Source organism: Providencia sp. PROV109, assembly GCF_033681625.1.
Classification (GTDB): Bacteria; Pseudomonadota; Gammaproteobacteria; order Enterobacterales; family Enterobacteriaceae; genus Providencia; species Providencia hangzhouensis.
On sequence record NZ_CP096320.1, the window covers coordinates 2,978,805 to 3,004,587 of the forward strand.

Annotated in this window: 22 protein-coding genes, 7 tRNA genes and 1 pseudogene; 12 read left to right on the forward strand and 18 right to left on the reverse strand. The window is 40.3% G+C overall.

Features of this window, described 5'->3' with window-relative positions; all coding sequences use genetic code 11:
- Positions 1-994: 994 nt before the first annotated feature.
- From M1F25_RS13745 to M1F25_RS13765, 5 genes are all read right to left on the reverse strand, one after another.
- Positions 995-1,070: transfer RNA gene (locus M1F25_RS13745), tRNA-Lys, on the reverse strand.
- Positions 1,071-1,102: 32 nt separating this feature from the next.
- A tRNA-Lys gene (locus tag M1F25_RS13750) sits at positions 1,103-1,178 on the reverse strand.
- 36 nt (positions 1,179-1,214) lie between these two features.
- Positions 1,215-1,290, reverse strand: a tRNA-Val gene (locus M1F25_RS13755).
- Between the two features lie 34 nt (positions 1,291-1,324).
- Positions 1,325-1,400 (reverse strand) — tRNA-Val (locus M1F25_RS13760).
- A gap of 26 nt (positions 1,401-1,426) precedes the next feature.
- Positions 1,427-1,502: transfer RNA gene (locus tag M1F25_RS13765), tRNA-Val, on the reverse strand.
- 423 nt (positions 1,503-1,925) lie between these two features.
- On the opposite strand from M1F25_RS13765, the gene gltX reads away from it, so the two are divergent.
- From gltX to M1F25_RS13780, 3 genes are all read left to right on the forward strand, one after another.
- On the forward strand, positions 1,926-3,347 hold the full coding sequence (gltX, locus tag M1F25_RS13770; RefSeq protein ID WP_036958984.1) for a glutamate--tRNA ligase: 1,422 nt from the start codon (positions 1,926-1,928) through the stop codon (positions 3,345-3,347).
- 176 nt (positions 3,348-3,523) lie between these two features.
- Positions 3,524-3,599, forward strand: a tRNA-Ala gene (locus M1F25_RS13775).
- 42 nt (positions 3,600-3,641) lie between these two features.
- A tRNA-Ala gene (locus tag M1F25_RS13780) sits at positions 3,642-3,717 on the forward strand.
- A gap of 74 nt (positions 3,718-3,791) precedes the next feature.
- Here M1F25_RS13780 and M1F25_RS13785 read toward each other — a convergent pair.
- From M1F25_RS13785 to zipA, 4 genes and pseudogenes are all read right to left on the reverse strand, one after another.
- The gene (locus M1F25_RS13785; protein ID WP_112308285.1) at positions 3,792-4,007 is read right to left on the reverse strand and encodes a DUF3820 family protein; all 216 of its coding nucleotides are present in this window, start codon (positions 4,005-4,007) and stop codon (positions 3,792-3,794) included.
- An 80-nt stretch (positions 4,008-4,087) separates the two neighbouring features.
- A pseudogene (locus tag M1F25_RS13790) lies at positions 4,088-5,273 on the reverse strand (NupC/NupG family nucleoside CNT transporter).
- A gap of 278 nt (positions 5,274-5,551) precedes the next feature.
- Complete coding sequence (gene ligA / locus M1F25_RS13795) at positions 5,552-7,567, reverse strand: NAD-dependent DNA ligase LigA (protein ID WP_181488156.1); 2,016 nt, start codon at positions 7,565-7,567, stop codon at positions 5,552-5,554.
- A gap of 57 nt (positions 7,568-7,624) precedes the next feature.
- A complete protein-coding gene (gene zipA / locus M1F25_RS13800; protein ID WP_181488158.1) occupies positions 7,625-8,608 on the reverse strand; it encodes a cell division protein ZipA in 984 nt (327 codons plus the stop codon).
- 218 nt (positions 8,609-8,826) lie between these two features.
- Here zipA and cysZ point away from each other — a divergent pair, with 218 nt between their 5' ends.
- From cysZ to crr, 5 genes are all read left to right on the forward strand, one after another.
- Positions 8,827-9,591, forward strand: coding sequence for a sulfate transporter CysZ (gene cysZ / locus M1F25_RS13805; RefSeq protein WP_181488160.1), 765 nt, complete (start codon positions 8,827-8,829; stop codon positions 9,589-9,591).
- A gap of 226 nt (positions 9,592-9,817) precedes the next feature.
- Positions 9,818-10,771 carry a cysteine synthase A gene (gene cysK, locus M1F25_RS13810; RefSeq protein ID WP_004264875.1) on the forward strand — a complete coding sequence of 318 codons (954 nt, stop codon included), beginning with the start codon at positions 9,818-9,820 and terminating at the stop codon, positions 10,769-10,771.
- A gap of 352 nt (positions 10,772-11,123) precedes the next feature.
- On the forward strand, positions 11,124-11,381 hold the full coding sequence (gene ptsH / locus M1F25_RS13815) for a phosphocarrier protein Hpr (protein WP_004264876.1): 258 nt from the start codon (positions 11,124-11,126) through the stop codon (positions 11,379-11,381).
- A gap of 140 nt (positions 11,382-11,521) precedes the next feature.
- Positions 11,522-13,249 (forward strand): phosphoenolpyruvate-protein phosphotransferase PtsI, encoded by a 1,728-nt coding sequence (gene ptsI / locus M1F25_RS13820; RefSeq protein ID WP_004264877.1) that lies wholly within the window; start codon positions 11,522-11,524, stop codon positions 13,247-13,249.
- 48 nt (positions 13,250-13,297) lie between these two features.
- Positions 13,298-13,807 carry a PTS glucose transporter subunit IIA gene (gene crr / locus M1F25_RS13825; protein WP_004264878.1) on the forward strand — a complete coding sequence of 170 codons (510 nt, stop codon included), beginning with the start codon at positions 13,298-13,300 and terminating at the stop codon, positions 13,805-13,807.
- 98 nt (positions 13,808-13,905) lie between these two features.
- Here the strand turns inward: crr and cysM are convergent, their stop codons facing one another.
- The 5 genes from cysM to M1F25_RS13850 all read right to left on the reverse strand — a co-directional run bounded on the left by cysM (position 13,906) and on the right by M1F25_RS13850 (position 18,967).
- On the reverse strand, positions 13,906-14,790 hold the full coding sequence (gene cysM / locus M1F25_RS13830) for a cysteine synthase CysM (RefSeq protein WP_140172328.1): 885 nt from the start codon (positions 14,788-14,790) through the stop codon (positions 13,906-13,908).
- A 373-nt stretch (positions 14,791-15,163) separates the two neighbouring features.
- On the reverse strand, positions 15,164-16,252 hold the full coding sequence (cysA, locus tag M1F25_RS13835; RefSeq protein WP_004264880.1) for a sulfate/thiosulfate ABC transporter ATP-binding protein CysA: 1,089 nt from the start codon (positions 16,250-16,252) through the stop codon (positions 15,164-15,166).
- 2 nt (positions 16,253-16,254) lie between these two features.
- Positions 16,255-17,115, reverse strand: coding sequence for a sulfate/thiosulfate ABC transporter permease CysW (cysW, locus tag M1F25_RS13840; RefSeq protein ID WP_004264881.1), 861 nt, complete (start codon positions 17,113-17,115; stop codon positions 16,255-16,257).
- A complete protein-coding gene (gene cysT, locus M1F25_RS13845; RefSeq protein ID WP_004264883.1) occupies positions 17,115-17,945 on the reverse strand; it encodes a sulfate/thiosulfate ABC transporter permease CysT in 831 nt (276 codons plus the stop codon). The genes cysW and cysT overlap by 1 nt, the downstream gene beginning before the upstream one ends.
- Positions 17,945-18,967 (reverse strand): sulfate ABC transporter substrate-binding protein, encoded by a 1,023-nt coding sequence (locus M1F25_RS13850; protein ID WP_094961725.1) that lies wholly within the window; start codon positions 18,965-18,967, stop codon positions 17,945-17,947. The genes cysT and M1F25_RS13850 overlap by 1 nt, the downstream gene beginning before the upstream one ends.
- A gap of 322 nt (positions 18,968-19,289) precedes the next feature.
- On the opposite strand from M1F25_RS13850, the gene M1F25_RS13855 reads away from it, so the two are divergent.
- Both M1F25_RS13855 and M1F25_RS13860 read left to right on the forward strand, forming a co-directional pair.
- The gene (locus M1F25_RS13855) at positions 19,290-19,475 is read left to right on the forward strand and encodes a type II toxin-antitoxin system HicA family toxin (RefSeq protein WP_094961724.1); all 186 of its coding nucleotides are present in this window, start codon (positions 19,290-19,292) and stop codon (positions 19,473-19,475) included.
- Positions 19,476-19,524: 49 nt separating this feature from the next.
- Positions 19,525-19,938, forward strand: a complete 414-nt coding sequence (locus M1F25_RS13860; RefSeq protein ID WP_181489706.1) for a type II toxin-antitoxin system HicB family antitoxin — start codon at positions 19,525-19,527, stop codon at positions 19,936-19,938.
- A 65-nt stretch (positions 19,939-20,003) separates the two neighbouring features.
- Here the strand turns inward: M1F25_RS13860 and M1F25_RS13865 are convergent, their stop codons facing one another.
- The 3 genes from M1F25_RS13865 to M1F25_RS13875 all read right to left on the reverse strand — a co-directional run bounded on the left by M1F25_RS13865 (position 20,004) and on the right by M1F25_RS13875 (position 22,274).
- Positions 20,004-20,903, reverse strand: coding sequence for a Dyp-type peroxidase (locus tag M1F25_RS13865; RefSeq protein ID WP_094961722.1), 900 nt, complete (start codon positions 20,901-20,903; stop codon positions 20,004-20,006).
- Positions 20,904-21,145: 242 nt separating this feature from the next.
- Positions 21,146-21,751 carry an RpoE-regulated lipoprotein gene (locus M1F25_RS13870; protein WP_050763802.1) on the reverse strand — a complete coding sequence of 202 codons (606 nt, stop codon included), beginning with the start codon at positions 21,749-21,751 and terminating at the stop codon, positions 21,146-21,148.
- 91 nt (positions 21,752-21,842) lie between these two features.
- Positions 21,843-22,274 carry a GNAT family acetyltransferase gene (locus M1F25_RS13875; RefSeq protein ID WP_181488162.1) on the reverse strand — a complete coding sequence of 144 codons (432 nt, stop codon included), beginning with the start codon at positions 22,272-22,274 and terminating at the stop codon, positions 21,843-21,845.
- Between the two features lie 136 nt (positions 22,275-22,410).
- Between M1F25_RS13875 and hemF the strand changes: the two genes are divergently transcribed.
- Together hemF and M1F25_RS13885 are read left to right on the forward strand one after the other, a co-directional pair.
- Positions 22,411-23,328, forward strand: coding sequence for an oxygen-dependent coproporphyrinogen oxidase (gene hemF, locus M1F25_RS13880; RefSeq protein ID WP_181488164.1), 918 nt, complete (start codon positions 22,411-22,413; stop codon positions 23,326-23,328).
- A gap of 158 nt (positions 23,329-23,486) precedes the next feature.
- Positions 23,487-24,623, forward strand: a complete 1,137-nt coding sequence (locus M1F25_RS13885) for a M4 family metallopeptidase (protein ID WP_168697634.1) — start codon at positions 23,487-23,489, stop codon at positions 24,621-24,623.
- Between the two features lie 121 nt (positions 24,624-24,744).
- Here the strand turns inward: M1F25_RS13885 and rluF are convergent, their stop codons facing one another.
- Positions 24,745-25,614, reverse strand: coding sequence for a 23S rRNA pseudouridine(2604) synthase RluF (gene rluF, locus M1F25_RS13890; RefSeq protein ID WP_094961720.1), 870 nt, complete (start codon positions 25,612-25,614; stop codon positions 24,745-24,747).
- Between the last annotated feature and the right edge of the window lie 169 nt (positions 25,615-25,783).

Sequence of the window (25,783 nt, forward strand, 5' to 3'; positions counted from 1 at the left end):
TAAATTACTAAATTTTTAAAGTAGCAAGAAATGGATTTATTATCTACAAGTACCAAACATAACAAAACCATAACGTTAAGAAAGCTTATTATTCATTTTACTAGATGAATATCACAAAATTATGAAAAATAACTTTCATCGACGGTCTGTTTTTGATTCCACTTGTTTCTGTTTTTTTTAGGATGAAGGGTAATACAAAATTTTAAAAATAAACACAATTTAAGCATTTATAGCTAAATTACAGATTTTTATATTTACGATATAATGAAAGCTATTTATAAAAAATGATAATTACTCGTCCATTCTATTGAAGAGTAATTAGCCATTCATTTATGCTTAAATGACGTCATTATATTTTAAAATATATCCTGCTAATGCCATATTGGAATATAGACATAAAAACTAAGTGGCTTTTCAATGTACATCTTGAATTATTTCACATATTAGGCGGGCTGTGTAGCCGATAATTCTCCAAGTTCTTATCATGTTACTTAGAAAATGTAACTTACAAAATATGTGTATTATTTAGTGATTAAGTGTTTACTTAGCTAAGTATTAGTTTGGATTACTTGCTTGATAATGGCTTGAGATGGTGGGTCGTGCAGGATTGAAATCCTTCGGATTTACCCTACGGGCTGAACCTGCAACCAGCTTGTCGAGGTCTGGCTTAACGACTGAATGTTTACTTAGGTGACGGTTAAATTGGATTACTTGCTTGGGAATGGCTTGAGATGGTGGGTCGTGCAGGATTGAAATCCTTCGGATTTACCCTACGGGCTGAACCTGCAACCAGCTTGTCGAGGTACGGCTTAACGACTGAGTGTTTACTTAGGTGGTTGTTAAATTGAATTATTTGCTTGAGATGGTGGGTCGTGCAGGATTGAAATCCTTCGGATTTACCCTACGGGCTGAACCTGCAACCAGCTTGTCGAGGTATGGATTAACGACTGAGTGTTTACTTAGGTGGTTGTTAAATTGAATTATTTGCTTGAGATGGTGGGTCGTGCAGGATTCGAACCTGCGACCAATTGATTAAAAGTCAACTGCTCTACCGACTGAGCTAACGACCCATCTTGAAAGATCTGATTTTTTACTGCTTAGATGGTGGGTCGTGCAGGATTCGAACCTGCGACCAATTGATTAAAAGTCAACTGCTCTACCGACTGAGCTAACGACCCATCTAAATTGTGTTTCAATGCAAGTAACTGATGAAGTGGTGGGCGATAGCGGGCTCGAACCACTGACCCCCTCCTTGTAAGGGAGGTGCTCTACCAGCTGAGCTAATCGCCCACTTCATGACTTATACTACATTATAATAAATAATTGGTGGGCGATAGCGGGCTCGAACCACTGACCCCCTCCTTGTAAGGGAGGTGCTCTACCAACTGAGCTAATCGCCCAATTATTTATTTTTCATCGTCAACGGTGGTGGGCGATAGCGGGCTCGAACCACTGACCCCCTCCTTGTAAGGGAGGTGCTCTACCAACTGAGCTAATCGCCCCGTCGTCGATGGAGGTGCATTATAGGGATACTGAGTTCTGAGTCAACGCTTTTTCAATAGATTTTTTTCGTTCGTTGCAAAAATAATCAAGATGTTTCAATATTCACCAGAAAAGCTGCCTTTTTAATCAATTACCTATCATTTTCTCTTTATTCTTTTAAGAAAAAAACAGAAACTATTTTTAAAGTGTATTTATTTATGTCAAATTTGGCGAAACAAACTAATTTCTTGTCTTCTATCCTGATAACTTGATTGAGGAATCATTGTAGGATGATAGAATAGATATACATTTTAGCAATGCTTAGACATTTCACTGCTTAGAACATCAAACTCGCCATTAAGTTAATTGTGCCTGTTTTTAGTCTTCTAAACAGTAAACAGATAAGCGCTTCAAAAACATGTTTTGCAATTAAGGCAATCTCGATGAGTAAAATCAAAACCCGTTTTGCACCAAGCCCAACTGGCTATTTACACGTTGGTGGTGCACGTACCGCTCTGTATTCCTGGTTATTTAGTCGCCACAATCAGGGCGAATTTGTCCTGCGTATTGAAGATACTGACTTAGAACGCTCAACTCAGGAAGCTATCGACGCCATTATGGACGGTATGAACTGGTTGAATTTAAATTGGGATGAAGGCCCTTACTATCAAACTAAACGCTTTGACCGTTATAATGATGTCATTGACCAAATGTTAGATGCGGGTACCGCTTATCGTTGTTATTGTTCGAAAGAGCGCTTAGAAGCGTTACGTGAAGAGCAAATGGCAAATAATGAAAAGCCTCGTTATGATGGCTGCTGCCGTGACCATGCACACAACCATACACCTGATGAGCCGCACGTTGTTCGTTTCCGTAACCCACAAGAAGGTTCCGTTATTTTTGACGACAAAATTCGTGGGCCAATTGAATTTAGTAACCAAGAGCTGGACGATTTAATTATTCGTCGTACTGATGGTTCACCAACTTACAACTTCTGTGTGGTTATTGATGACTGGGATATGGAAATTACCCACGTTATCCGTGGTGAAGACCATATCAACAACACGCCTCGCCAAATCAACATTCTAAAAGCATTAGGGGCACCAGTACCTGTGTATGCTCACGTTTCGATGATCCTAGGTGATGACGGTAAAAAACTATCAAAACGTCATGGTGCGGTTAGTGTTATGCAATATCGTGATGACGGTTATTTGCCGCAAGCACTTCTTAACTACCTTGTGCGTTTAGGTTGGTCTCATGGCGACCAAGAGATTTTCACTGTTGAAGAAATGAAAGAGTATTTCAGCCTTGACGCTATCAGTAAATCAGCAAGCGCGTTTAATACTGAAAAACTGCAATGGTTAAACCACCACTATATTAATTCATTACCAGCAGAAGAAGTTGCAACCTATCTTGCATGGCATATTGAACAGCAAAACATTGATACCAGCACAGGGCCTCAATTAGTTGATCTAATCAAATTACTTGGTGAACGTTGTAAAACATTAAAAGAAATGGCGGAATCTTGCCACTATTTCTACCAAGATTTCGAAGAATTTGACGCTGATGCGGCGAAAAAACACTTGCGACCAGTTGCTCGTCAGCCTTTAGAAGTCGTAAAAGATAAATTAGCTGCGATAACTGATTGGACGGCTGAAAATGTTCACCAAGCCATCGAAGCAACTGCCGCTGAATTAGAAGTGGGTATGGGTAAAGTGGGTATGCCTTTACGTGTTGCTGTGACAGGTGCTGGCCAGTCTCCAGGCCTTGATGTGACCGTTCACGCTATCGGTCAAGCTCGCTCTATCGCTCGTATTGAGAAAGCCTTAGCGTTTATCGCTGAACGTGAAGCTTCTGCTCAATAATTTAATATTATTGGCCCTCAATTTATTGGGGGCCAATTCTCTGACTCATCCTCCCTTCTCCACTCAACTGATTGCAAAATGTTCTATATTTCAGCAATTAAACCTAAAACCCTATTATTTTATTGACACTCTAACTTAGCTTGAATATGATGCATCCCGTCCAAAAGATTTTGTTTGGGGCTATAGCTCAGCTGGGAGAGCGCTTGCATGGCATGCAAGAGGTCAGCGGTTCGATCCCGCTTAGCTCCACCATCTAATTCCCTGTTAGGTGGCACAATACAAAACATTTCGATTGGGGCTATAGCTCAGCTGGGAGAGCGCTTGCATGGCATGCAAGAGGTCAGCGGTTCGATCCCGCTTAGCTCCACCAATCATATTTATCTCACATTTATTTATTATTCTACTTTTTCACCAACTATATAAAGCTATCTACTTAACCCTGTATTACTTGCACTTTAGTGGCTTTACCAGCCCTTCTAAGCCTTCTATTTTTATTCCTAGGGTCATCTCCATTAACTGCCCTAAACGTCCAGCAGGGAACTCTCCTTTCTTATAGAACCATAATAAATATTCTTCGGGTAAATCAATTAAGACACAGCCTTTATATTTACCAAATGGCATATACGTATTGGCCATATCAATGAGATCTTGTTTTTCCATTATTATTTCTCTTTCGTATCAAAGCATAAAAAACGGCGCTCATTTGAACGCCGTTTCTTAATCTAACATGTTTTAGTGGATTACAAAACTAACCCAACAACCGCTGCGGATAAGAAACTAACTAAGGTTGAACCGTACAGTAATTTTAAACCGAAGCGAGCCACGGTATTACCTTGTTTCTCATCTAAACCTTTAATCGCACCTGCAATAATACCGATGGATGAGAAGTTAGCGAAAGAAACTAAGAATACGGACAAGATACCAACAGAACGCTCAGATAACCCACCAGCAATCGCTTGTAAGCCATCCATCGCAACGAATTCATTCGTTACCATTTTCACTGCCATAATTCCACCAACCTGTAAGGCTTCATCGGCAGGAATGCCGAGCATCCATGCAAATGGATAGAATACGTAACCTAACATGGTTTGGAAGTCGATACCGAATACAGCTGAGAAAATACCGTTAATCATCGCAATGAGGGCAATAAAACCAATCAACATCGCTGAAACGATAATCGCTACTTTAAACCCTGCAAGAATATATTCACCTAACATTTCAAAGAAGCTTTGCCCTTCGTGCAGGTTGCTCATTTGAATATCTTCTTCACCTTCAGGTGGATACGGGTTAATCAGTGATAGTACGACGAAAGTACCAAACATATTTAGAACCAATGCAGCGACCACAAAACGCGGCTCTAACATGGTCATGTATGCCCCAACGATAGACATAGATACCGTTGACATGGCAGTTGGCCGCCATGGTGTACATTCTGCGGTCTGACATCCGGTTCAATTGGTCTTTATACGCAATAAAGTTTTCTGACTGACCCAGTAACAATGAACTGACTGCGTTAAAAGACTCTAACTTACCCATACCATTCACTTTCGATAACACGGTACCGATGATACGGATCACGATAGGGAGAATTTTGACGTGCTGTAAGATCCCGATCAACGCAGAAATAAAGATGATTGGGCATAACACTTGTAAGAAGAAGAATGCTAAGTTCCCTTCAATCATGCCACCAAAAATAAATTTAGTCCCTTCTGCTGCATAGCCTAGCAAGTGAGTAAATACCCCTGCCACACCAAGAACAAAAGATTCGCCAATATTCGATTTTAAGAACAAATAAGCTAATGCAATTTGAATAACCAGTAGTTGAACAACATAGCGAGGACGGATCCCTCTACGGTTACTACTGGCTAAAATGGCAAGAGCGGCAATTACTACTAAAGATAAAACGAAATGCAGGATCGAGGTCATATGCGACTCCAACAAATTTAAGAATCAGTCTATGTGCATATTCTATGTAATAGACAACATTTAAATGAGACGGAGGTCACATTAATATGAAAGCTTACTAGGTGTATTTTGCAAAAAGAAGAAGGGGATCACGTTTCAACTATAACAATTCCTAGCATTCGCTTTTTTTGCACAGAAATTTTACTGAGAATTTAAGTTAAGACTTACAACAACCTGCGTATAAAATTGTTGCCTACAGAGATCGTAGGCAACTAAGTCAAATTGAATATAGTTCACTATTAAATATTCAGCAAACGAACCAATTCATTTTCATCAATAACGCGTATGCCAAGTTCATTTGCTTTGGCTAATTTAGAACCAGCGGCCTCACCTGCAATGACCAAATCTGTTTTCTTCGAGACGCTTCCTGAGACTTTTGCACCTAAAGCCACTAACTTGTCTTTGGCTTCATCACGCGTCAATACGCTCATTGACCCTGTTAGCACCACTGTTTTACCTGCAAATGGGCTATCGATTTCTGCACTATTAACGACTTTTACTTCAGGCCAATGAATACTTGCCTTCGTCAGTAAATCTTCAATCACCGCTTGGTTATGAGGTTCACGGAAAAAATTGACCACATGTTTCGCAACTACATGACCAATATCTTGAACGGTTTTTAGTGACTCTTCATCCGCCGCCATCACAGCCTCAAGTGTGGTGTAATGCGCTGCTAAGTTTGCCGCCGTTGCTTCGCCAACCTCACGAATTCCAAGGGCATAAATAAAGCGAGCCAATGTTGTTTGCTTAGACTTATTGAGTGCATCAACCAGATTCTGTGCCGACTTCGGCCCCATTCTATCCAAGCCTGTTAAGATACCCGCACTTAATTGATATAAATCTGCCGGCGTTTTGACATACTCTTTTTCGACTAACTGGTCGATAATTTTATCGCCCATGCCATCCACATCCATTGCTCGGCGTGAGACAAAATGTTTCAGTGCTTCTTTGCGTTGTGCCCCACAAATAAGCCCACCAGTACAGCGTGCCACCGCTTCACCTTCAACTCGTTCGATATCAGAACCGCATACAGGGCAATGGGTCGGGAAGACAATTTCACGGCTATCTGTTGGTCGCTTGTCAACCACAACACTGACGATTTGTGGAATAACATCCCCTGCTCGACGAATAATGACCGTATCACCGATATGCACGCCAAGGCGTTCAATTTCATCTGCATTGTGTAACGTCGCATTACTGACCACCACACCTGCGACTTGCACGGGCTCTAAACGCGCCACAGGCGTGATAGCACCTGTACGCCCAACTTGAAATTCAACATCTTTTAATAATGTGACTTGTTCTTGAGCTGGGAATTTAAACGCTGTCGCCCAGCGAGGTGCCCGAGAAACAAAACCTAACTCTTCTTGAATAGCAATTGAGTTAACTTTAATGACTACCCCATCGATATCAAAGCCAAGATCAGGTCGAACTTGCTCAATTTCATGGTAAAAATCTAATACGGCCTGATGACCAACACGTAATTGAACATAATCACTAACCGGTAAACCCCATGCTTTAAATTGCATCAAACGGTCATAATGTGTGTCCGGTAACGAGCCACCTTCCACAAGCCCAACACCATAACAATAAAAAGTGAGTGGCCTTTTGGCGGTAATACGTGGGTCTAATTGACGTAACGAACCCGCAGCCGCATTACGCGGGTTTGCAAAGACTTTGCCATCCGTTTTACGTGCCTGCTCATTTAGTGCTTCAAAACCTTTTTGGGGCATGAAGACTTCGCCACGGATCTCAACGCGATCAGGAATATTGCTTCCCCTTAAACGCAATGGGATAGCGCGGATGGTTCGTACATTCGCGGTAATATTCTCACCTACGGTCCCATCACCACGAGTCGCCGCTTGTACTAATTCACCATTTTCATACAACAAACTTACCGCTAACCCATCGAGCTTGAGCTCACAACAGAAAGTCAGTTCTTGATGATTTTTCAAACGATCTCTTACCCGCTTATCAAACGCAAGGTAACTTTCTTCATCAAAAACATTATCTAGGGATAACATAGGTATTTCATGGCGTACGGTATCAAACGCAGCCAATGGTGCGGCACCAACACGTTGAGTCGGTGAATCACTTGTGACAAGTTCAGGATGCTGTGCCTCTATCTCTTTTAGACGTTGCATTAACTTGTCATATTCTACGTCTGGAATTTCGGGGGCATCTAATACATGGTATTGATATTCATGATGACGTAACAGTTTTTTTAATTCGTCTATTTCTTGTTTGGTAGTCATGATTCACTCATACAGATAAAAAACCCCCAATTAATGGGGGTTTTGTTCAACGTTTATTTAACTTAATGTGTTTCTAATTCGAGCATGATACACCTCTATTTTTTGAGGTGTCAGCATTTTGCGTTCGTCATCAAGAACAACCCCTCCCGCATCTGATGCGATACGTTGAGCAGCTTGCAACATCAATTTGAAGTTTTGCCCTGCATCACCGTAAGACGGGACCATCATAAACATGGAAACCCCTGGGGTGGTAAAATCAGCCATTGTCTCTGGGTCGAATGAGCCCGGTTTCACCATGTTGGCTAAGCTAAACAAAACAGGCCCCGTACCAGACGGGTTCACATGGCGATGGAATATTTTCATTTCCCCGAATTGGAAACCGGCTTGTAAAATACTTTGCAGTAATAATTCACCTTGAAGTTCCTGCCCTTGCAAAGCGGCTACGTGAAGTACCAGGACTGTCTCCTTGCTACTTGTTGTAGCAGAATTTTCCTGCGGCTCAGCTTTCTTCTCAATATGCTGCGTCTCTTGTTCATAGGTGCTCGGCTGAGGCTCTTCTCTCAATTTGGTTGAATCAATATGTGGTTCAGCGACAGTTTCAGTGGCTGGCTCAACAGTCACTTCCTCACTCATATTAATGGTGAGTTGTTCGGGTACATGAACGGGTTCAGTACGTTGATGCATCGTAGGCTCATTATGAACTGGCGATTTAGCCTCAGGCTCCTTGTTCATAATAATGTCAGGTTCAACCGATGCTTGTGGCTGTATATTAGGCTCAACTGGAGACTCATTTTTTACCGGATATACAGGCTCAGTCGCAGCGGGATGAACAGGCGCCTGCTGAGTCGGTTGATTTTCAGTAAATAATGCAGAATCATCATATTCTGATGAATTCTCCTGCATATCGTTTTTTCTACGTTTTACGGGTCTGTCGCGAAATAACTTTGAGCGCTCTTTACGGCTGGTCCATAAACCATGCAGTAATAAAGCGACAATCGCTATCGCACCTACGACCACTAATATCAGACGCAAATCCTGCATCGCTGCTATCTCTAGTTGATGAATGATAATGCCAACACGGCGGAAACTTCCTTAAGATTATTTCTCAATTGCTCTAAGTGCAACCCCCAGAACGATTTTCTTACAAGAAAGAGAATATTCCGCTTTCATTTGCTGCTTTTTTAAGCGAATAATGGCTAGTCAGCCTAATTTCATATCTATATGATACATGGTCAACCGAAAAGGAGAGAACAAGAAGTATGACCCAATCGACATTTTCGACACAAAAAGACCATTCTGGTTTTTATTATTTTACACAAGGCTGGAGATTAATCACTCGGCCCGGTATTAAACGTTTTGTTATTTTGCCCCTATTAGCCAATATTTTATTCTTAGGCGGCGCATTTTGGTGGTTATATACAAAGCTTAGCGGCTGGATAGCCCAAGTGATGAGTTACGTTCCTGACTGGCTACAATGGCTCGATTATGTTATTTGGCCAATCGCTGTTATCTCTATTTTGCTCGTGTTTACCTATTTTTTTAGTACGGTTGCTAATATTATCGCTGCACCTTTTAACGGTTGGTTATCAGAAAAACTCGAAGCCGAGTTAACGGGTAAACCATCACCAGATACCGGTGTTGCTGAGTTATTAAAAGATGTTCCTCGTATGATAAAGCGCGAGTTTGTCCGAATCGGTTACTACTTACCTCGCGCTATTGGGTTATTAATCCTATTTTTCATACCCGGTATTGGCCAAACAGTCGCCCCCGTACTGTGGTTTTTATTTGGTGCTTGGATGATGTCGATCCAATATTGCGATTACCCGTTTGATAACCACCGTGTTGGCTTTAACGAAATGAAGCAGGCGCTTGCCAAAGAGCGGATGAGAAACGTTCAATTTGGTGGCGTCATTAGCTTGTTAATGATGGTGCCTTTTGTCAACTTAGTGATCATGCCTGTTGCAGTTTGTGGTGCAACATTGATGTGGGTTGACAGATATCGTGAGCGTTACGCACGCTACTAATCTATTAAATCATTGCGCAGGTTTATCGCCTGCGCTCTTTTATTTACTTATTATTGTTACACTATAATTATTCCTTAGAACTATTAGATCTAAAATAACATTTCGTTATAAGCTTATACTCAAATCATATTTGCATTAATTTGTTCTTAACGTATGTTGAATCCATCTCATTATTTTTAATTAATACCGATTACATTACTGGCTAACCGATTTTTAAGGATATCCCATGAGCAAAATTTATGATGATAACTCGTTGACCATTGGCCACACCCCTCTTGTTCGCCTAAAACATTTTGGTAATGGCAATATTTTAGCAAAAGTGGAATCTCGCAACCCAAGCTTCAGTGTTAAGTGCCGTATTGGTGCTAACATGATTTGGGATGCAGAGAAAAAAGGTATCCTAAACAAAGACAAAGAATTAGTTGAACCAACTAGTGGAAATACGGGTATCGCTTTAGCCTATGTCGCTGCGGCGAGAGGTTATAAATTGACGTTAACCATGCCTGAAACCATGAGTATTGAGCGCCGTAAACTACTCAAAGCATTAGGTGCCAACCTCGTTTTAACTGAGGGGGCAAAAGGCATGAAAGGTGCAATAGCTAAAGCTGAAGAAATAGTGAATAGCAACCCTAAAAAATACTTATTACTTCAACAGTTTAATAACCCAGCAAACCCTGAAATCCATGAAAAAACCACTGGACCTGAAATTTGGGAAGATACTGACGGCAATGTCGATGTTGTAGTCGCAGGTGTTGGTACGGGCGGGACGATTACAGGGATTGCAAAATACCTGAAAAACACCAAAGGCAAAGATGTGACTATCGTGGCTGTTGAACCAGAAACATCCCCTGTTATTACCCAAGCTTTAGCGGGCGAAGAAATTAAACCGGGCCCTCACAAAATACAAGGGATCGGCGCTGGTTTTATTCCGGGTAACTTAGATTTAAAATTACTCGATAAGGTCATTCAAATCAGCGATGACGAAGCCATCAAAACGGCTCGTGAGCTGATGGAAAAAGAAGGTATTCTTGCGGGTATCTCATCAGGCGCTGCTATTGCTGCTGCCACTAAAATTGCCGCAGACCCTGCCTATAAAGGTAAAAATATCGTCGTTATTTTACCTTCTTCAGGTGAGCGTTATTTGTCTACAGCCCTGTTTGCTGACATCTCGGCTGAGTAGCATAACTTCGTTACAATATCGTTAAAAAAGCACCTAAATGGTGCTTTTTTTGTGGCATAGATCAAACTTTAGCACGGATGGAGATGATTTATAATTCGGGGTTTAGTATTAAACATAGTAATTATTTTGCACCTCGAAATTAATCACTTTTTAGCCAACCTCTAGGGCGAGTAAAATAATTTGCCAATGAGAAAAAAGTATCGAGTTCGCAAGAAAAACAGAAAAAGGGTTGATACCGCACAAAGTAGGAAACCTTTTTTCAAGTTAATAATCTAACTTATACGCAAACCTAGTCTATTTCATCTACAATTGGCTGGGTAATTAAAAAAACGAAAGTTATTGAGGAAATACTATGTTTCAGCAAGAAGTTACTATTACGGCACCAAATGGTCTACATACTCGTCCTGCAGCTCAATTCGTAAAAGAAGCAAAAGCATTCTCTTCCGACATTTCTTTAATTTCTGGCGGCAAATCCGCTAGCGCAAAAAGTTTGTTTAAATTACAAACCTTAGGCCTAACGCAAGGCACAGTTGTGACAATTTCTGCTGAAGGCGAAGACGAAAAAGAAGCCGTTGAACATTTAGTTAAACTGATGGGCGAATTAGAATAATTTCGCACGAAAATAGCATTTACTGATTTCATTCAATGTCCCTGAGTGATGTCATTCGGGGACATTTGTATAATCGGCTATATTCATTGTCGTCTCTGCAACATCAGAACTCCCAGCACTAGCAGCAGTAAGGTAATATTATGATTTCAGGAATTTTAGTATCCCCGGGTTTTGCTTTTGGTCAGGCTTTAATCCTCAAAGAAGATCCTATCGTTGTTAGCACAAAAAAAATTGCTGACGATCAGGTTGATAAAGAAATTGCTCGCTTTATTGAGGGTCGTAACAAATCAGCCGAACAACTCAATTTGATTAAAGAGAAAGCCGAAAAAAATCTTGGAGCCGAAAAAGCTGAGATTTTTGAAGGTCATATCATGCTGCTAGAAGATGAAGAGCTGGAACAAGAAATTGTCTCTTTAATCAAAGGCGATAAAAAAACGGCAGATGCCGCTGCGTATTCCGTTATTGAAGATCAAGCTCAAGCGCTTGAATCCCTTGATGATGAATATCTTAAAGAACGCGCCGCTGACGTGCGTGATATTGGCAAACGTCTATTAAAAAACATCTTAAATATTCCTATCGTTGATTTAAGTGCAATCAGCGAAGAAGTTATTTTAGTGGCTGCGGATTTAACCCCTTCAGAAACCGCACAGCTAAATTTAGATAAAGTATTAGGGTTTATTACTGATTTAGGTGGCCGTACATCACATACCTCAATTATGGCGCGTTCTCTTGAGTTACCTGCCATTGTTGGAACTAGTGATGCCACCAGCAAAATTAAAAATGGCGATTTCATTGTATTAGATGGTGTCAACAACACCATCCACTTGAACCCATCTGAAGCCGAAATCGACAAACTGAAAGCTTTCCGTGATGAATATCTACAAGAAAAAGAAGAGCTCGCAAAATTAAAAGATTTGCCTGCCATCACCCTTGATGGTCATCAAGTTGAAGTTTGTGCGAATATCGGTACTGTACGTGATGTCGCTGGTGCAGAGCGCAATGGCGCAGAAGGTGTTGGGCTCTATCGTACTGAGTTTTTATTCATGGATAGAGACTCTCTTCCTACCGAAGAAGAACAGTTTCAAGCTTATAAAGCCGTTGCAGAAGCAATGGGCAGCCAAGCCGTTATTGTCCGTACAATGGATATCGGCGGTGATAAAGACCTGCCATATATGAATTTACCAAAAGAAGAGAACCCATTTCTCGGCTGGCGTGCAATTCGTATTTGTCTTGATCGCAAAGAAATCTTACACTCACAATTAAGAGCTATTTTAAGAGCCTCTAAATTTGGTAAACTGCGTATTATGTTCCCAATGGTTATTTCCGTTGAAGAAGTTCGTGAACTAAAAGCAGAGCTAGAAATGCTTAAAGCTCAGTTACGTGAAGAAGGTAAAGCTTTTGACGAGTCAATTGAAGTCGGTGTGATGGTTGAAACACCAGCCGCAGCTGTTATTGCTCGCCACTTGGCAAAAGAAGTTGATTTCTTTAGTATTGGGACGAACGATCTCACTCAATACACTTTAGCGGTCGACCGTGGTAATGAACTGATTTCTCATCTTTACAACCCGATGTCACCTGCTGTCCTAAACTTAATTAAGCAAGTGATCGATGCATCACACGCTGAAGGTAAATGGACTGGGATGTGTGGGGAGTTAGCTGGAGATGAGCGTGCAACCTTATTGCTACTTGGCATGGGGCTGGATGAATTTAGTATGAGCGCGATTTCAATTCCGCGTATCAAAAAGTTAATTCGCAATGCGAGCTTTACTGATACCCAAGCTTTGGCTGAACAAGCACTTGCTCAACCCACAGCGGATGAATTGATGAAACTTGTAGATACCTTTATCCAAGAAAAAACGTTATGCTAAGAACAGCACATTAGTTCGGTCCCATATAAAACGATTAGGAGAAGGTCCATGGGTCTGTTTGACAAACTGAAATCACTCGTTTCGGAAGACAAAAGTAGCAGTGGCAGTATTGAAATTATCGCACCTTTATCGGGTGAGATTGTCAATATTGAAGATGTTCCAGACGTTGTGTTCGCAGAAAAAATTGTTGGTGATGGTATTGCGATTAAACCCGCAGGTAACAAAATCGTTGCCCCTGTAGACGGTACAATTGGTAAAATATTTGAAACTAACCATGCGTTTTCTATTGAATCAGATGATGGTATAGAACTATTTGTTCACTTCGGTATTGATACCGTTGAACTTAAAGGTGAAGGCTTTAAACGCATCGCTGAAGAAGGCCAAACTGTGAAGAAAGGCGACTTAATCATCGAGTTTGATTTAGCGCTGTTAGAAGAGAAAGCAAAATCTGTTCTAACGCCAGTTGTCATTTCTAATATGGACGAAATCAAAGAACTAAACAAACTGACAGGCTCAGTGACAGTCGGTGAAACTGTCATCATGCGTATTAAGAAATAACTTAACTGCCAATATTTAGTTAAAACCATCAGGCCTTGCCTGATGGTTTTTCATTTGTGGGGATTTTTTATTGAGCACAAACTTGCCATTAAATTATCTCACTCATTAAATACACCTGTTGATAAATAACGGTCTCCTCGGTCACAAATTACTGCCACAATAACCGCTCCTGGGTTAGCTTTCGCCACTTTTAACGCACCGGCAACCGCTCCACCCGAGCTCACTCCACAAAAGATGCCTTCAACTTTAGCTAAAGCTCTCATAGTCTCTTCAGCTTCTTGCTGGTTTATATCCAGTACACTATCAACTAATGAGTCATCAAAAATACCGGGTAAGTAACCTGGTGACCAACGCCTAATACCCGGAATTTGGCTTTTTTCCGCAGGTTGTAACCCAACAATATGGACATCATCTGACTGGGATTTTAAATAGCGGCTTACCCCGGTAATGGTCCCCGTGGTTCCCATACTCGATACAAAATGGGTAATACGACCATTGGTTTGCTGCCATATTTCAGGGCCTGTTGTTTTAAAATGAGCTAATGGGTTATCAGGGTTGTTAAATTGGTCTAAAACTTTCCCCTCACCTCTTTGTTCCATTTCCTTAGCCAAATCACGGGCACCTTCCATACCAACAGCCGTACTCACTAAAATGAGTTCTGCACCATAGGCTTGCATTGAAGCTTGCCGCTCTTTGCTCATGTTATCTGGCATGAGTAATTTCAGTTTGTAGCCTTTTACTGCGGCTATCATCGCGAGCGCGATACCTGTATTTCCACTAGTTGCTTCAATTAGCGTATCACCTGGCTTAATTTCACCCCGTAATTGCGCTTCATTAATCATTGAAAATGCCGCGCGATCTTTCACTGAACCTGCGGGGTTATTACCTTCAAGCTTCACCCAAATTTCAGCTTCAATCCCTTGTGTTAAACGCTGAAGCTTTACTAATGGGGTATTACCGATAAATTGTTCCAGAGCCGACACTTTACCATCCTTATAATTTTTATATATAAATAAGAAATAATAGAGATAAGATATTACCCCAATATTGATATGTGAAAATTGAAATCTCTTCACATTAATATTAGAAAAATAGATTATCTTAATTACTATTTCTGATATAGCTAATTGATATATTATATTACAATAAGTTTATAGAATTACCAGTTATATTTCATATAAAAATATGATAAATAAATCTTTTATATCAATTGGTTATGGTGGATTTGATCATAAGGGGAAATAGACTAAATATTTTTAATATAAAGTCTAATCATCGGTCATATACCTAGAAAGTAATAGAAAAGATAACACCAATAATATATTTATTAGTGTTATAAGTTATTGAGTTTTATATTCATGCACTTTCAGCAAGTTGTGGGAAAATTAACGCCTGATCTCCTTGATAGATCTTTGCCTGCTGGCTACCTAAAAAGTAACGTTCACCTCGCGTTGGTATCGTTTTTTCGGACTGCCAAATCACTGACAAAGGCTCTTTCCCCCAACCTAATGGTTGAACGGTTAATTGCCAAAAATGCCCTCTTGGCCCCGATTCCGTAATTCTAACAGGTAAACGGTGCTGTTCATCCACTTCAGCTTGTAATGAGATATCCCAGGGACGTAAAAATACGTCGACTTCACCTTGTTGAACACTGGTATGGTTAAGGGGGAATTCATAGCCATCTATATTTAATGTTGAACCTTTGATGTGGGCAGAAATTTGGTTCACTTCCCCCATAAATTCAAGCACAAAACGGGTTTCTGGGCGCTGCCAAATATCGCTCGGTGTGCCAACTTGCTCAATATGACCTTGGCTCATCACCACCACTCTGTCTGCAACTTCCATGGCTTCTTCTTGGTCATGAGTCACAAAAACACTGGTAAATTTTAATTCATCATGTAATTGACGTAACCAACGGCGTAATTCAATACGCACTTGTGCGTCAAGCGCACCAAAAGGTTCATCTAATAATAAAATTTGTGGATCAACGGCTAAAGCCCTTGCCAGTGCCACTCGCTGTTTTTGCCCCCCTGAAAGTTGCGCGGGGTAACGTGAAGCCAGATGGGCGAGTTGAACCATTTCCAGCAATTTTGTTACTTTATCTTTAATAGACTGAGCTGATGGGCGCTGCTTTCTGGGTAAAACCGTTAAACCAAATGCCACATTATCAAACACTGTCATGTGGCGAAATAGTGCATAGTGTTGAAATACAAAGCCAACATGCCTATCTTTCGCATGGATTTTACTAACATCGTGACCATGAAAGCGCAATAACCCCTGACTTTGTTGTTCAAGCCCAGCAATAATCCGCAATAAGGTTGTTTTTCCTGAACCGGAAGGCCCTAATAAGGCAACCATTTCACCCGATGCAATATCCAGTGAAATATCGCTGAGTACTTGGGTTTTACCAAATAACTTACCGATTTTTTCAATTTCAATACTCATGATTAATGGACTCCTGATTCAGATTGCTGGCGACTTAAATGCCACTGCAATGCACTTTTAAGTATTAAGGTGATAATTGCCAGCAGTGCTAAGATCCCTGCGGCCGTAAACGCCCCTACTGTATTATAATCCTGATGTAATAGTTCAACTTGCAATGGCAAGGTGTATGTTTCACCACGAATAGCTCCTGAAACCACCGAAACCGCACCAAATTCACCGATTGCACGGGCGTTAGTTAAAACCACGCCATACAATAATGCCCAGCGGATATTGGGCAATGTCACACGCCAAAACATCTTCCATCCTGACGCTCCCAGTAACACCGCGGCTTCATCCTCTTGGCTACCTTGGCTTAACATCAAGGGCACTAACTCACGTACGACAAATGGACACGTTACAAAAATGGTCACTAACGCCATACCTGGCCATGAAAACATTAGCTGGATATCAAAACCTTCAAGCCACCCACCAAACCAGCTGTTCGAGCCATAAAAAAGTAAGTACAGCAAACCCGCAACAACAGGTGAAACCGCAAACGGGATATCTACCAAGGTGAGTAATAATTGGCGACCAGGAAATTGAAATCGTGTCACTAACCACGCCATCATGGTGCCAAAAACTAAATTTACAGGAACGGTAATTAAAGCAATTAATACTGTTAAACCAATAGCGTGTAGCATATCTGGGTCTGCCAAATTCAGTAAAACGGCATCTAACCCTTTTTGAAATGCAGTAATAAATATCCAAACAATTGGAATCACTAATAGTAAAAACGAAAACAATAAACCTATCGCAATTAGTAGCCATTTCCCCCAGTTAATTTGGGTACGGCTAGTAGTGTGAATTGGTGTAATTTGCGCCATTACTTGCCCCCCAACCGTTTACCAAAGCGGCTTTGTACTAAATTAACACTAAATAGAAGTAACAATGAAACCGCTAAAATAACTGAGGCCACAGCACTGGCTGCCGGGTAATCAAATTGCTGTAGCTGACTAAAAATCATTAATGAGACAACTTCGGTTTGCCACGCAATATTACCCGCAATAAATATAATGGCACCAAACTCGCCTAAACTCCGTGTAAAGGACAAAACCGTTCCGGCTAATAAGGCCGGTGAAAGCTCTGGCAGTATCACTCGACGAAAAGTTTGCCAACGGCTCGCACCTAGGGTTTGAGCAGCTTCTTCGTATTCAGGGCCTAGCTCTTCCAACACAGGTTGAACCGTACGCACAACAAACGGAATACTGGTAAAAGCCATCGCAACCGCAATTCCCAGCCAAGTATTGACGACTTTAATATCAAACTGGTGCAGATATTGCCCATACCAGCCCGAGGTTGCAAACAGGGTTGCCAATGTCAGCCCCGCTACCGCAGTAGGTAATGCAAAGGGTAAATCTACTAAACCATCTAAAAACAAACGCCCAGGAAAGCGATAACGCGTTAAAATCCACGCTAATAACATGCCAAACACCGCATTAAACAAACTTGCGACTAATGCAGACAGTAACGTCACTTTGTACGCGGCAACCACTTGCGGGTAACTAATGACAGCCCAATATTGCTGCCATGTCATTTCCGATAATTGGATCACCAAAGCGCTCATGGGTAATAGCAAAATCAAGCAGGTATAAAAAAGGCTGCTACCTAGCGTTAGCCCAAAGCCTGGCAAAAAACGCTTTCCTGAACGATTCATTAACGGCGCCCTTCAGCCATTAATTGGTCAAATTCCCCACCGGTGGCAAAATGAACGTCCATTACTTTTGGCCAGCTCTCAAATTGTGATTCAACCGTAAACAACTGAGTTTCTGGGAATTTATCCTTATTCGCACTCATCACCGCTTTGTCATTCACTCGATAATTGTACTGAGTGATGATTTCTTGGGCCTGTGGGCTATAGAGATAATTTAAGTAAGCTTTAGCGACATCTTCAGTACCATTTTTTTGTACATTTTTATCGACCCAAGCGACGGGAAATTCCGCTAAGATATCCACCGGCGGTACAATAACTTCGTAGTCTGATTCACCATACTGAGAGCGAATATTATTCACTTCTGATTCAAAACTAATAAGGACGTCACCGAGCCCCCGTTCAATAAATGACGTCGTCGCGCCACGCCCACCGGTATCAAATACTTCTACATTTTTCAGAAACTGTTTCATTTGCTCACGGGTTTTTGCTTTATCATCTTTATTTTCTTGATTAAAAGCGCCCCATGCCGCAAGGTAGGTATAACGGCCATTTCCTGAAGTTTTTGGGTTCGGGAAGATTAATTTAACATCTTCACGGACTAAATCATCCCACGTTTTAATCCCTTTAGGGTTTCCTTTACGAACTAAAAACGCCATTGTTGAATAATAAGGCGAGCTATTATTTGGTAAGCGAGCTTGCCAGTCTGCAGGGATCAAATTCCCTTTGTCATGCAAAATTTGCACGTCCGTGACTTGGTTATAGGTCACCACATCCGCTTTCAGCCCTTGTAAAATAGCCAGAGCTTGCTTTGATGAGCCGGCGTGTGATTGTTTAATTGTGAGTTTGTCGTCAGGGTGGGCTTCATTCCATTGTTTTTCAAATGAAGGGTTCAACGCCACAAATAATTCACGGGCAATATCATAAGAGCTATTAAGCAGTTCAGCTGCAACTAATGGTGAGCTTCCGAGTAATGATACCGTTGCCAAACTCGCTAGTGCTGTTTTTTTCAAAAATGATTTTTTCATTCCACACCTATTCGTAACTAAACCCAAATGGCTGACATTGGAACCACTGTATATGTTTTGGTTATAACTGTGTAGCTATCAATCACCTTTTTATATATCAAATTAGAATAACAAAGAAATGAACGTCATAAGCAGGAAAATTAACTGATTTTTTAATTAGTTAGTGATATGAATGCGTTTCATTTTTAAGTTTAGCGAAGCAAAGACACCTTAAACATTTTCCCCCTCTCTCTTTTTTATACACATAACACAAACTTTAAATATTGTAAGCGCTCTTCAGAGTGTGTATTATGTGTATATCAGTTAACGAAATGGAGGGATCGTGCAAAGTTCGGAACTGATAAACATACTGCAAAAAAACGGTTGGAAACTTGAAAGAATAAAAGGAAGTCACCATCAGTTTTCCCACCCACATTTTTCAATTGTAATTACTGTTCCGCATCCACAAAAAGATTTAAAGATAGGCACACTAAATCACATTTTGAAGGCTGCGAAACTAAAACATTAAATAAGAAAAGCGTTCACGCATGAGCGCTATCTTTAATGGAGATAACCTAATGCTTTATACCGCCTTTATTGAAATTGATGATGATGGCAGCGCAAGTGGCTGGTTTCCTGATATTGAAGGATGTACATTCGCGGGCAGCAATATAGAAGAGGCTTACGCAGAAGCAAAATCAGCAATTGATGCTCATTTTGAATTATTGAGTGAAAAAGGCTTTGAGATCCCATTATCGAAATCTCAGCAAGCGCTATTGAACCCAATACAACCTGAATATGCGCATGGGATATGGTTATTTGTGGATGTCGATATGGATAAATACGATGGCCGTACTGAGCGTATTAATATCACCTTGCCGCATCGTTTATTACATCGTATTGATGCTTTAGTGAAGGTTAATCCTGAATATGGTAGCCGTAGTGGTTTTATTGCTGTTGCAGCTCGTAAAGAATTAAAAAAAACCGATTAATACATTGAAAATAATAGATTACATAAATAATTATCAATCGCCGCATCCTTGCGGCAACTTATTGATCAAAGAGACGTCAATGTCTCAATCGACGGAGCATAGTAATAACTCCCCGAAACGGCTTTCGTCATACGCAGCAAATCATCGTATTTGCCATCTTTTTCACCAAACATGCTGAGTAACTGCTGTTCAATATTGTGTAACCTTGCACAATAAGCGATAAAGAATAAGCCATGTTTGCCGCTTGCTGTACCATATGGCAAGCTGTGACGCATGACTGAAAGCTCTTCACCCTCTTCTTCTATCACCACGCGTGAGACATGAGAGGTGACATTGCGCGCATCTTCATCTAATTCAACGCTATCTTTTTTCGTACGGCCAATCATTTTTTCTTGTTCATGTTCCGAAAAACGATCCCATTTTCGTAAATCGTGTTCATAGCGTTGGACTAAAACATAGCTTCCGCCTTTATCTTCACCGTCTTCGATTAATGTGACCTCTGCAATTTCTTCCCCTTGCGGGTTCTCTGTTCCATCAATAAAACCACTTAAATCTCTGTCATCTACCCAACGAAATCCATGAATTTCTTCAACCACAGAGATAGATTTACCAAATGCTTTTAAAGCAGCTTGTGCTAAAGAAAAATTAATATCGTGGCGCAGTGATTGAATATGAATAAACATATCCCGTTGAGTGGCGGGAGCAAGCCCTTTACCCAGAGTGCGAAATGGTTTCAATTCAGGAGCAGTATTTGCCTTACCGAGCTGTTTCCAGATATCAGAGCCAAACGCGATAACTGCACCAAGGCGATCATCTGGGTATTGCGCTTGTAATTTGGTTAAAGCCTCGACAAAGCTTTTACATCCAGACTTAACTTCATCCAGAGATCCCTCTTGCACTTGCGCTTCAATAAAAATACCAAAACGGCTATGTTCTTTCAAAATACCACTTTGAGAATGAGACATACGGTAAACCTCGTAAAATGAATATGTTATATAACCTATTTTTTATATAAGCGATTTTAACATCTTATCTTATCGCTATGATGTTCACCTTGTTTTAACGCAAGGGAATATAGGTTTCCGGTCTATTATAAGAAAGAAAATTTAAGAAAGGGTAAATTTCTTTGAAAACAAGGAAAAAGAAACACTAATGGAAAGATATCGCCAGTATAGATAGTTCTGGCGATATTATTAACGAAATGAGATTATTTATGCCAAATAATTTGCGAGATTTTCCATGTTTTCAGGTCATCATCTGAAGGCATTAAATCTTCTGGCCCTTGCCATTTACCTGTAAAACGGTAAACCACTTTACTTGATTGCGGTGAATTACATTCAATGGTTGGAACGTCATTGACTCGCTCGCCTAGACCGCAAATACCGAATGCTTTTTGATAAATTTCACTAAATTCAGTACCCACTGTTGGCCCCCATTCAGTTGCAATATCGGGGTCACTCACTATAATTCGTGATACATAGCCGTGCTCTGGGCCAACTATTTCTAATTTTACTTCATTATCATCCATTCCTTGGAAAATTGTGACCACATCCCCATTTTCCATTTGCATACCGCTGCGTAATGTATAGCGGTCATCAAGTTGTTTCTTAATGATATCCGCTTGCATTGGTGTAAAACTAGTCACTTGACCAAGTCCTGAGCTAGAAACCACCAGTGGGCCGCTAAACCAAGTCGATGGCGAAAAGAATTTCACACCCGCACACCCTGATAACAGAACTGTTCCACAGAGTAGAGAAGCCTTCAACAACGGCGATAATCCATTATTTCTATTCAACTTTGCATGTTGGGACATATCATCCTCTTTTATGAGTCGCATAATGCATATTGTGACAATCTATTTATCAAAACATTCCCATGAATAGTTAAATAAATAGTCAATTAACTTAAAAATCCATTTCGTGCGTTAATTTTTTCGAATAAATTAAACGTTCAGGCTGTTCTTCTTCATACAACATTTTTTCAAACATACAGATAGCAGCATCAGATTCTTCACTCACTAACAGCTCGATTCTTCCGCAGCCTCTGGCGATCAGTTTTTTTTCTAGTCTACTCACTAATGCATTCGCAATACCACGGCCACGGTATTCAGGGTGAACGGCAAGGTAAACAGCAGTACCACGAATGCCATCATCCCCCCCCATAATAGTGCCAACGACTTCCCCGGCAACTTCAGCCACTAGAAATAAGTCTGCTCCACACTGTAATTTGCGTTCAATATCGAGTTCAGGATCCCCTGAAAATTCATTAAGAGAACAACGCTCCCATAATGTCAGGACGTCTTCATAATCACTTTGTCGAAAGACTCGTATTTCCATCTCATTTGCCTGCTTAAACTAATCTTTCTGCCATTATCTCTGCTTTTGCCACACAATCAATATTCAATATGCCTTTCTTCGAGCAAAAGGGTATACTTTAACCATTATTTTTTACCTATGGTTCTATTATAAAACAATGAATTACCCAGATATTGAACGTATAAAAACCTATTTGCAAAGCTTGCAAGAGGCTATTTGTCAAAAAATCACTGAGCTAGATGGTAAGGAAACTTTTCTAGAACAAACATGGGAACGCTCTGAAGGTGGTGGGGGTCGTAGCCGAGTATTAACCAAAGGGGCATTATTTGAACAAGCTGGGGTTAATTTCTCTCATATTAAAGGAGAAAAATTACCTGCATCTGCTTCAGCCCATCGCCCTGAACTTGCTGGTCGTAGCTATCAAGCAATGGGCGTCTCTCTCGTCATTCACCCTCTGAATCCTTACATTCCGACAACCCATGCTAATGTCCGTTTCTTTATTGCTGAAAAAGAAGGTTGCGAGCCTGTTTGGTGGTTTGGTGGCGGTTTTGATTTAACCCCTTTTTATGGCTTTCATGAAGATGTCATCCACTGGCACACTGTTGCTCGTGATTTATGCCGCCCTTATGGTACTGATGTTTATCCTAAATATAAAAATTGGTGTGATGAATACTTTTTCCTGAAGCATAGAAATGAACCTCGTGGTGTCGGTGGGCTATTTTATGATGACCTTAACCAAGGGGGTTTTGAATCCTGTTTTAACTTCACTCAAGCCGTTGGTAATGGCTTTTTAGATGCCTATGTGCCGATTGTTGAAAAACGCAAAGATCATTCATGGGGTGAACGAGAGCGTCAATTCCAATTATATCGTCGTGGCCGTTATGTGGAGTTCAATTTGGTATGGGACAGAGGTACATTATTTGGCTTACAAAGTGGAGGCCGAACAGAATCAATTTTAATGTCAATGCCACCACTTGTCCGCTGGGAATACGACTATCATCCTGAACCTAATAGCCAAGAAGCTGCTCTCTATACTGAATTTTTAATCCTAAATAAAGAGTGGGTTTCGCCATAATTAATAACATTAGTTTATAAATTAAGGTAGAAAGATAACCGTTCTACCTTTCTAATATAAAATAACAGCAATTGATTTTAAAGCTTATATATCAACTAGTTACAAAATTATCACAACAGATTATGATTCCATTTCACCCAACTGAATGGAGTTATAATATGAATCAAATTTTAGGCCGTTCTTTACTCTCACCTTGCTTATTAGCCAATTTAGTGACTAAAGCAGGTCATACTGACTTAAAATCAACGCTCACTCATATCAATGATATTATGAGCCGAACCTATTCACATGAAGATGCATTATTTCATCGCAATAATCTTTCATCTTGCCCTATAGATACGACAGGAAAGCGCTATAACCGTTTTATTCGTGATGCTCAGCGCCCTATTCCACATAAACATCACTGGCATTCTGACCTGCCAATTTGTGAGCGTTCAGGGCTTTCTCCAGATAGTCATATGCCACATGATGACTATGCGGTAATTATGTGCGAAGAAGACACTCAAGCACCATCAAAACCCGCTGGGCAAGTATTTAATTCAATTGGTGTTATTCGTACCTTTTTCAAGGAAAAATTAAATATTGACCAAATTTTTGGCTGTTCTGCTGATATTAATGCGGTTATTCATTATGGAACAAACTACGCTAACGCATTTTGGAATTCTCAAGCTATTTTCTTTGGTGACGGGGATGGAATCGTTTTTGGCCCATTCTATAACGACATTGATATAATTGCTCACGAACTTGCTCATGGTTTTATTAGTTCAAAAGCTAATTTTAGATATTCTTTCCAGTCTGGTGCTCTTAATGAGTCTGTCGCAGATGTACTTGGGATTATGGTCAAACAATATTTAAATAATGAAACAGCCAATACCTCTAATTGGCTACTTGGAGAAAATTTATTTATTGACCAAATAAATGCACCTGCCCTACGTTCGATGATAAATCCAGGCGACGCTTATTATCTTTCTGATGAGGTCAGAGATCCACAAGTTGGCCATATGTCTCAATATCAAGATTTACCTATTTTTGTTGATAATGGCGGCGTACATATTAATTCAGGCATTCCAAATAGAGCCTTTTACTTATTAGCTAAGAGCCTTGGTGGCTATACGTGGGATATCGCCGGTAAAATTTGGCTGGAAGCAGTGTCTGACAATAGAGTGACAAAGAAAGCGACATTTATCGAATTTGCTGATGCTACGATCCGTGCGGCTAAGAAACTGTTTGATAATAATATTGCGCAAAAAACACAACAGAGTTGGTTAGATGTTGGGCTGATAGTAAACCTGTAAAAAAATATATTGCTAGATAGCATTAAACCATTTGAAATTAATTTTTCTGTAAAATACAAAGGCCGATAATAAAGAGCATTAATCAACTCTTTTATTCAGCCTTATTCATTAAACCTGCACGTTAACGTTTTTTCTTTTTTCTACCTGGTTGTGTAAACTTTTTACGTGTCGGGTTTTCTGTTTTTACTTTGGGTTTACTTGGCGATGCTTGCTTTGTATTACCTTTATTAGCAGAAACTGATTTCTGTGTTTTTTTCGGTTTAATATCTGACTCAGATTTTTCCATCATATCAAATAATTCAATTAATTCATCATCTGTTAAGTCTCGCCACTCCCCGACAGGAATACCAGTCAACCTAACATTCATGATGCGAACGCGTTCAAGTTTAGTGACTTCAAAACCAAAGTGTTCACACATGCGACGAATTTGACGGTTTAACCCTTGCACAAGAGTAATTCTAAAAACAAATGGGGCTTCTTTCTTAACCTTACATTTTTTAGTCATTGTGCCAAGAATCGGTACTCCAGCACCCATTCCACGGATAAATTCATCTGTAACGGGTTTATTGACAGTAACTAAATATTCTTTTTCATGGGAATTTCCTGCCCGTAAAATTTTATTCACCAAATCCCCATGGTTTGTGAGGAAAATCAACCCTTGAGAGTCTTTATCTAAACGGCCAATTGGGAAAATTCGGGTACTGTGATTAACATAATCAACAATATTATCTTTTTCACCACTCTCTGTCGTACTGACAATACCGACTGGCTTATTCAGAGCGATTAACACTAAATCTTCTTCATTACGCGGCTCAATTAATTGCCCATTAACTTTTACCACGTCACCAGAAAAAACTTGGTCGCCTATTCCTGCACGCTTACCATTAATAAATACATTACCTTGCTCAATATAACGGTCAGCTTCACGTCTTGAGCAAATACCACTTTCACTAATATATTTGTTTAAACGTGTAGAAGAACGAGTGTCCATAATTTCCCTCAATCTTTAATTCTTCCCCCTGTCCGTCATGATATATTTTGATAACGTAAGGGCGATATTTATTCTTAAAGTATCAATCTAAATAATATTAAAAAGCCGTAACATAATGGTTTTGTTACGGCTTTATGCATTTAATACGGTCAACTAAACCTACATTAGT

Bases quoted from the DNA above. Each gene is read 5' to 3' on its own strand.
- cysZ (WP_181488160.1), top strand. From the start codon at position 8,827: ATGACCCAATCGACATTTTCGACACAAAAAGACCATTCTGGTTTTTAT.
- M1F25_RS13885 (WP_168697634.1), top strand. From the start codon at position 23,487: ATGAATCAAATTTTAGGCCGTTCTTTACTCTCACCTTGCTTATTAGCC.
- zipA (WP_181488158.1), bottom strand. From the start codon at position 8,608: ATGCAGGATTTGCGTCTGATATTAGTGGTCGTAGGTGCGATAGCGATT.
- M1F25_RS13875 (WP_181488162.1), bottom strand. From the start codon at position 22,274: ATGGAAATACGAGTCTTTCGACAAAGTGATTATGAAGACGTCCTGACA.
- M1F25_RS13850 (WP_094961725.1), bottom strand. From the start codon at position 18,967: ATGAAAAAATCATTTTTGAAAAAAACAGCACTAGCGAGTTTGGCAACG.
- crr (WP_004264878.1), top strand. From the start codon at position 13,298: ATGGGTCTGTTTGACAAACTGAAATCACTCGTTTCGGAAGACAAAAGT.
- M1F25_RS13860 (WP_181489706.1), top strand. From the start codon at position 19,525: ATGCTTTATACCGCCTTTATTGAAATTGATGATGATGGCAGCGCAAGT.
- ptsH (WP_004264876.1), top strand. From the start codon at position 11,124: ATGTTTCAGCAAGAAGTTACTATTACGGCACCAAATGGTCTACATACT.
- gltX (WP_036958984.1), top strand. From the start codon at position 1,926: ATGAGTAAAATCAAAACCCGTTTTGCACCAAGCCCAACTGGCTATTTA.
- M1F25_RS13785 (WP_112308285.1), bottom strand. From the start codon at position 4,007: ATGGAAAAACAAGATCTCATTGATATGGCCAATACGTATATGCCATTT.
- cysK (WP_004264875.1), top strand. From the start codon at position 9,818: ATGAGCAAAATTTATGATGATAACTCGTTGACCATTGGCCACACCCCT.
- hemF (WP_181488164.1), top strand. From the start codon at position 22,411: ATGAATTACCCAGATATTGAACGTATAAAAACCTATTTGCAAAGCTTG.
- rluF (WP_094961720.1), bottom strand. From the start codon at position 25,614: ATGGACACTCGTTCTTCTACACGTTTAAACAAATATATTAGTGAAAGT.
- cysT (WP_004264883.1), bottom strand. From the start codon at position 17,945: ATGAATCGTTCAGGAAAGCGTTTTTTGCCAGGCTTTGGGCTAACGCTA.
- ligA (WP_181488156.1), bottom strand. From the start codon at position 7,567: ATGACTACCAAACAAGAAATAGACGAATTAAAAAAACTGTTACGTCAT.
- cysW (WP_004264881.1), bottom strand. From the start codon at position 17,115: ATGGCGCAAATTACACCAATTCACACTACTAGCCGTACCCAAATTAAC.
- cysA (WP_004264880.1), bottom strand. From the start codon at position 16,252: ATGAGTATTGAAATTGAAAAAATCGGTAAGTTATTTGGTAAAACCCAA.
- M1F25_RS13870 (WP_050763802.1), bottom strand. From the start codon at position 21,751: ATGTCCCAACATGCAAAGTTGAATAGAAATAATGGATTATCGCCGTTG.
- M1F25_RS13865 (WP_094961722.1), bottom strand. From the start codon at position 20,903: ATGTCTCATTCTCAAAGTGGTATTTTGAAAGAACATAGCCGTTTTGGT.
- ptsI (WP_004264877.1), top strand. From the start codon at position 11,522: ATGATTTCAGGAATTTTAGTATCCCCGGGTTTTGCTTTTGGTCAGGCT.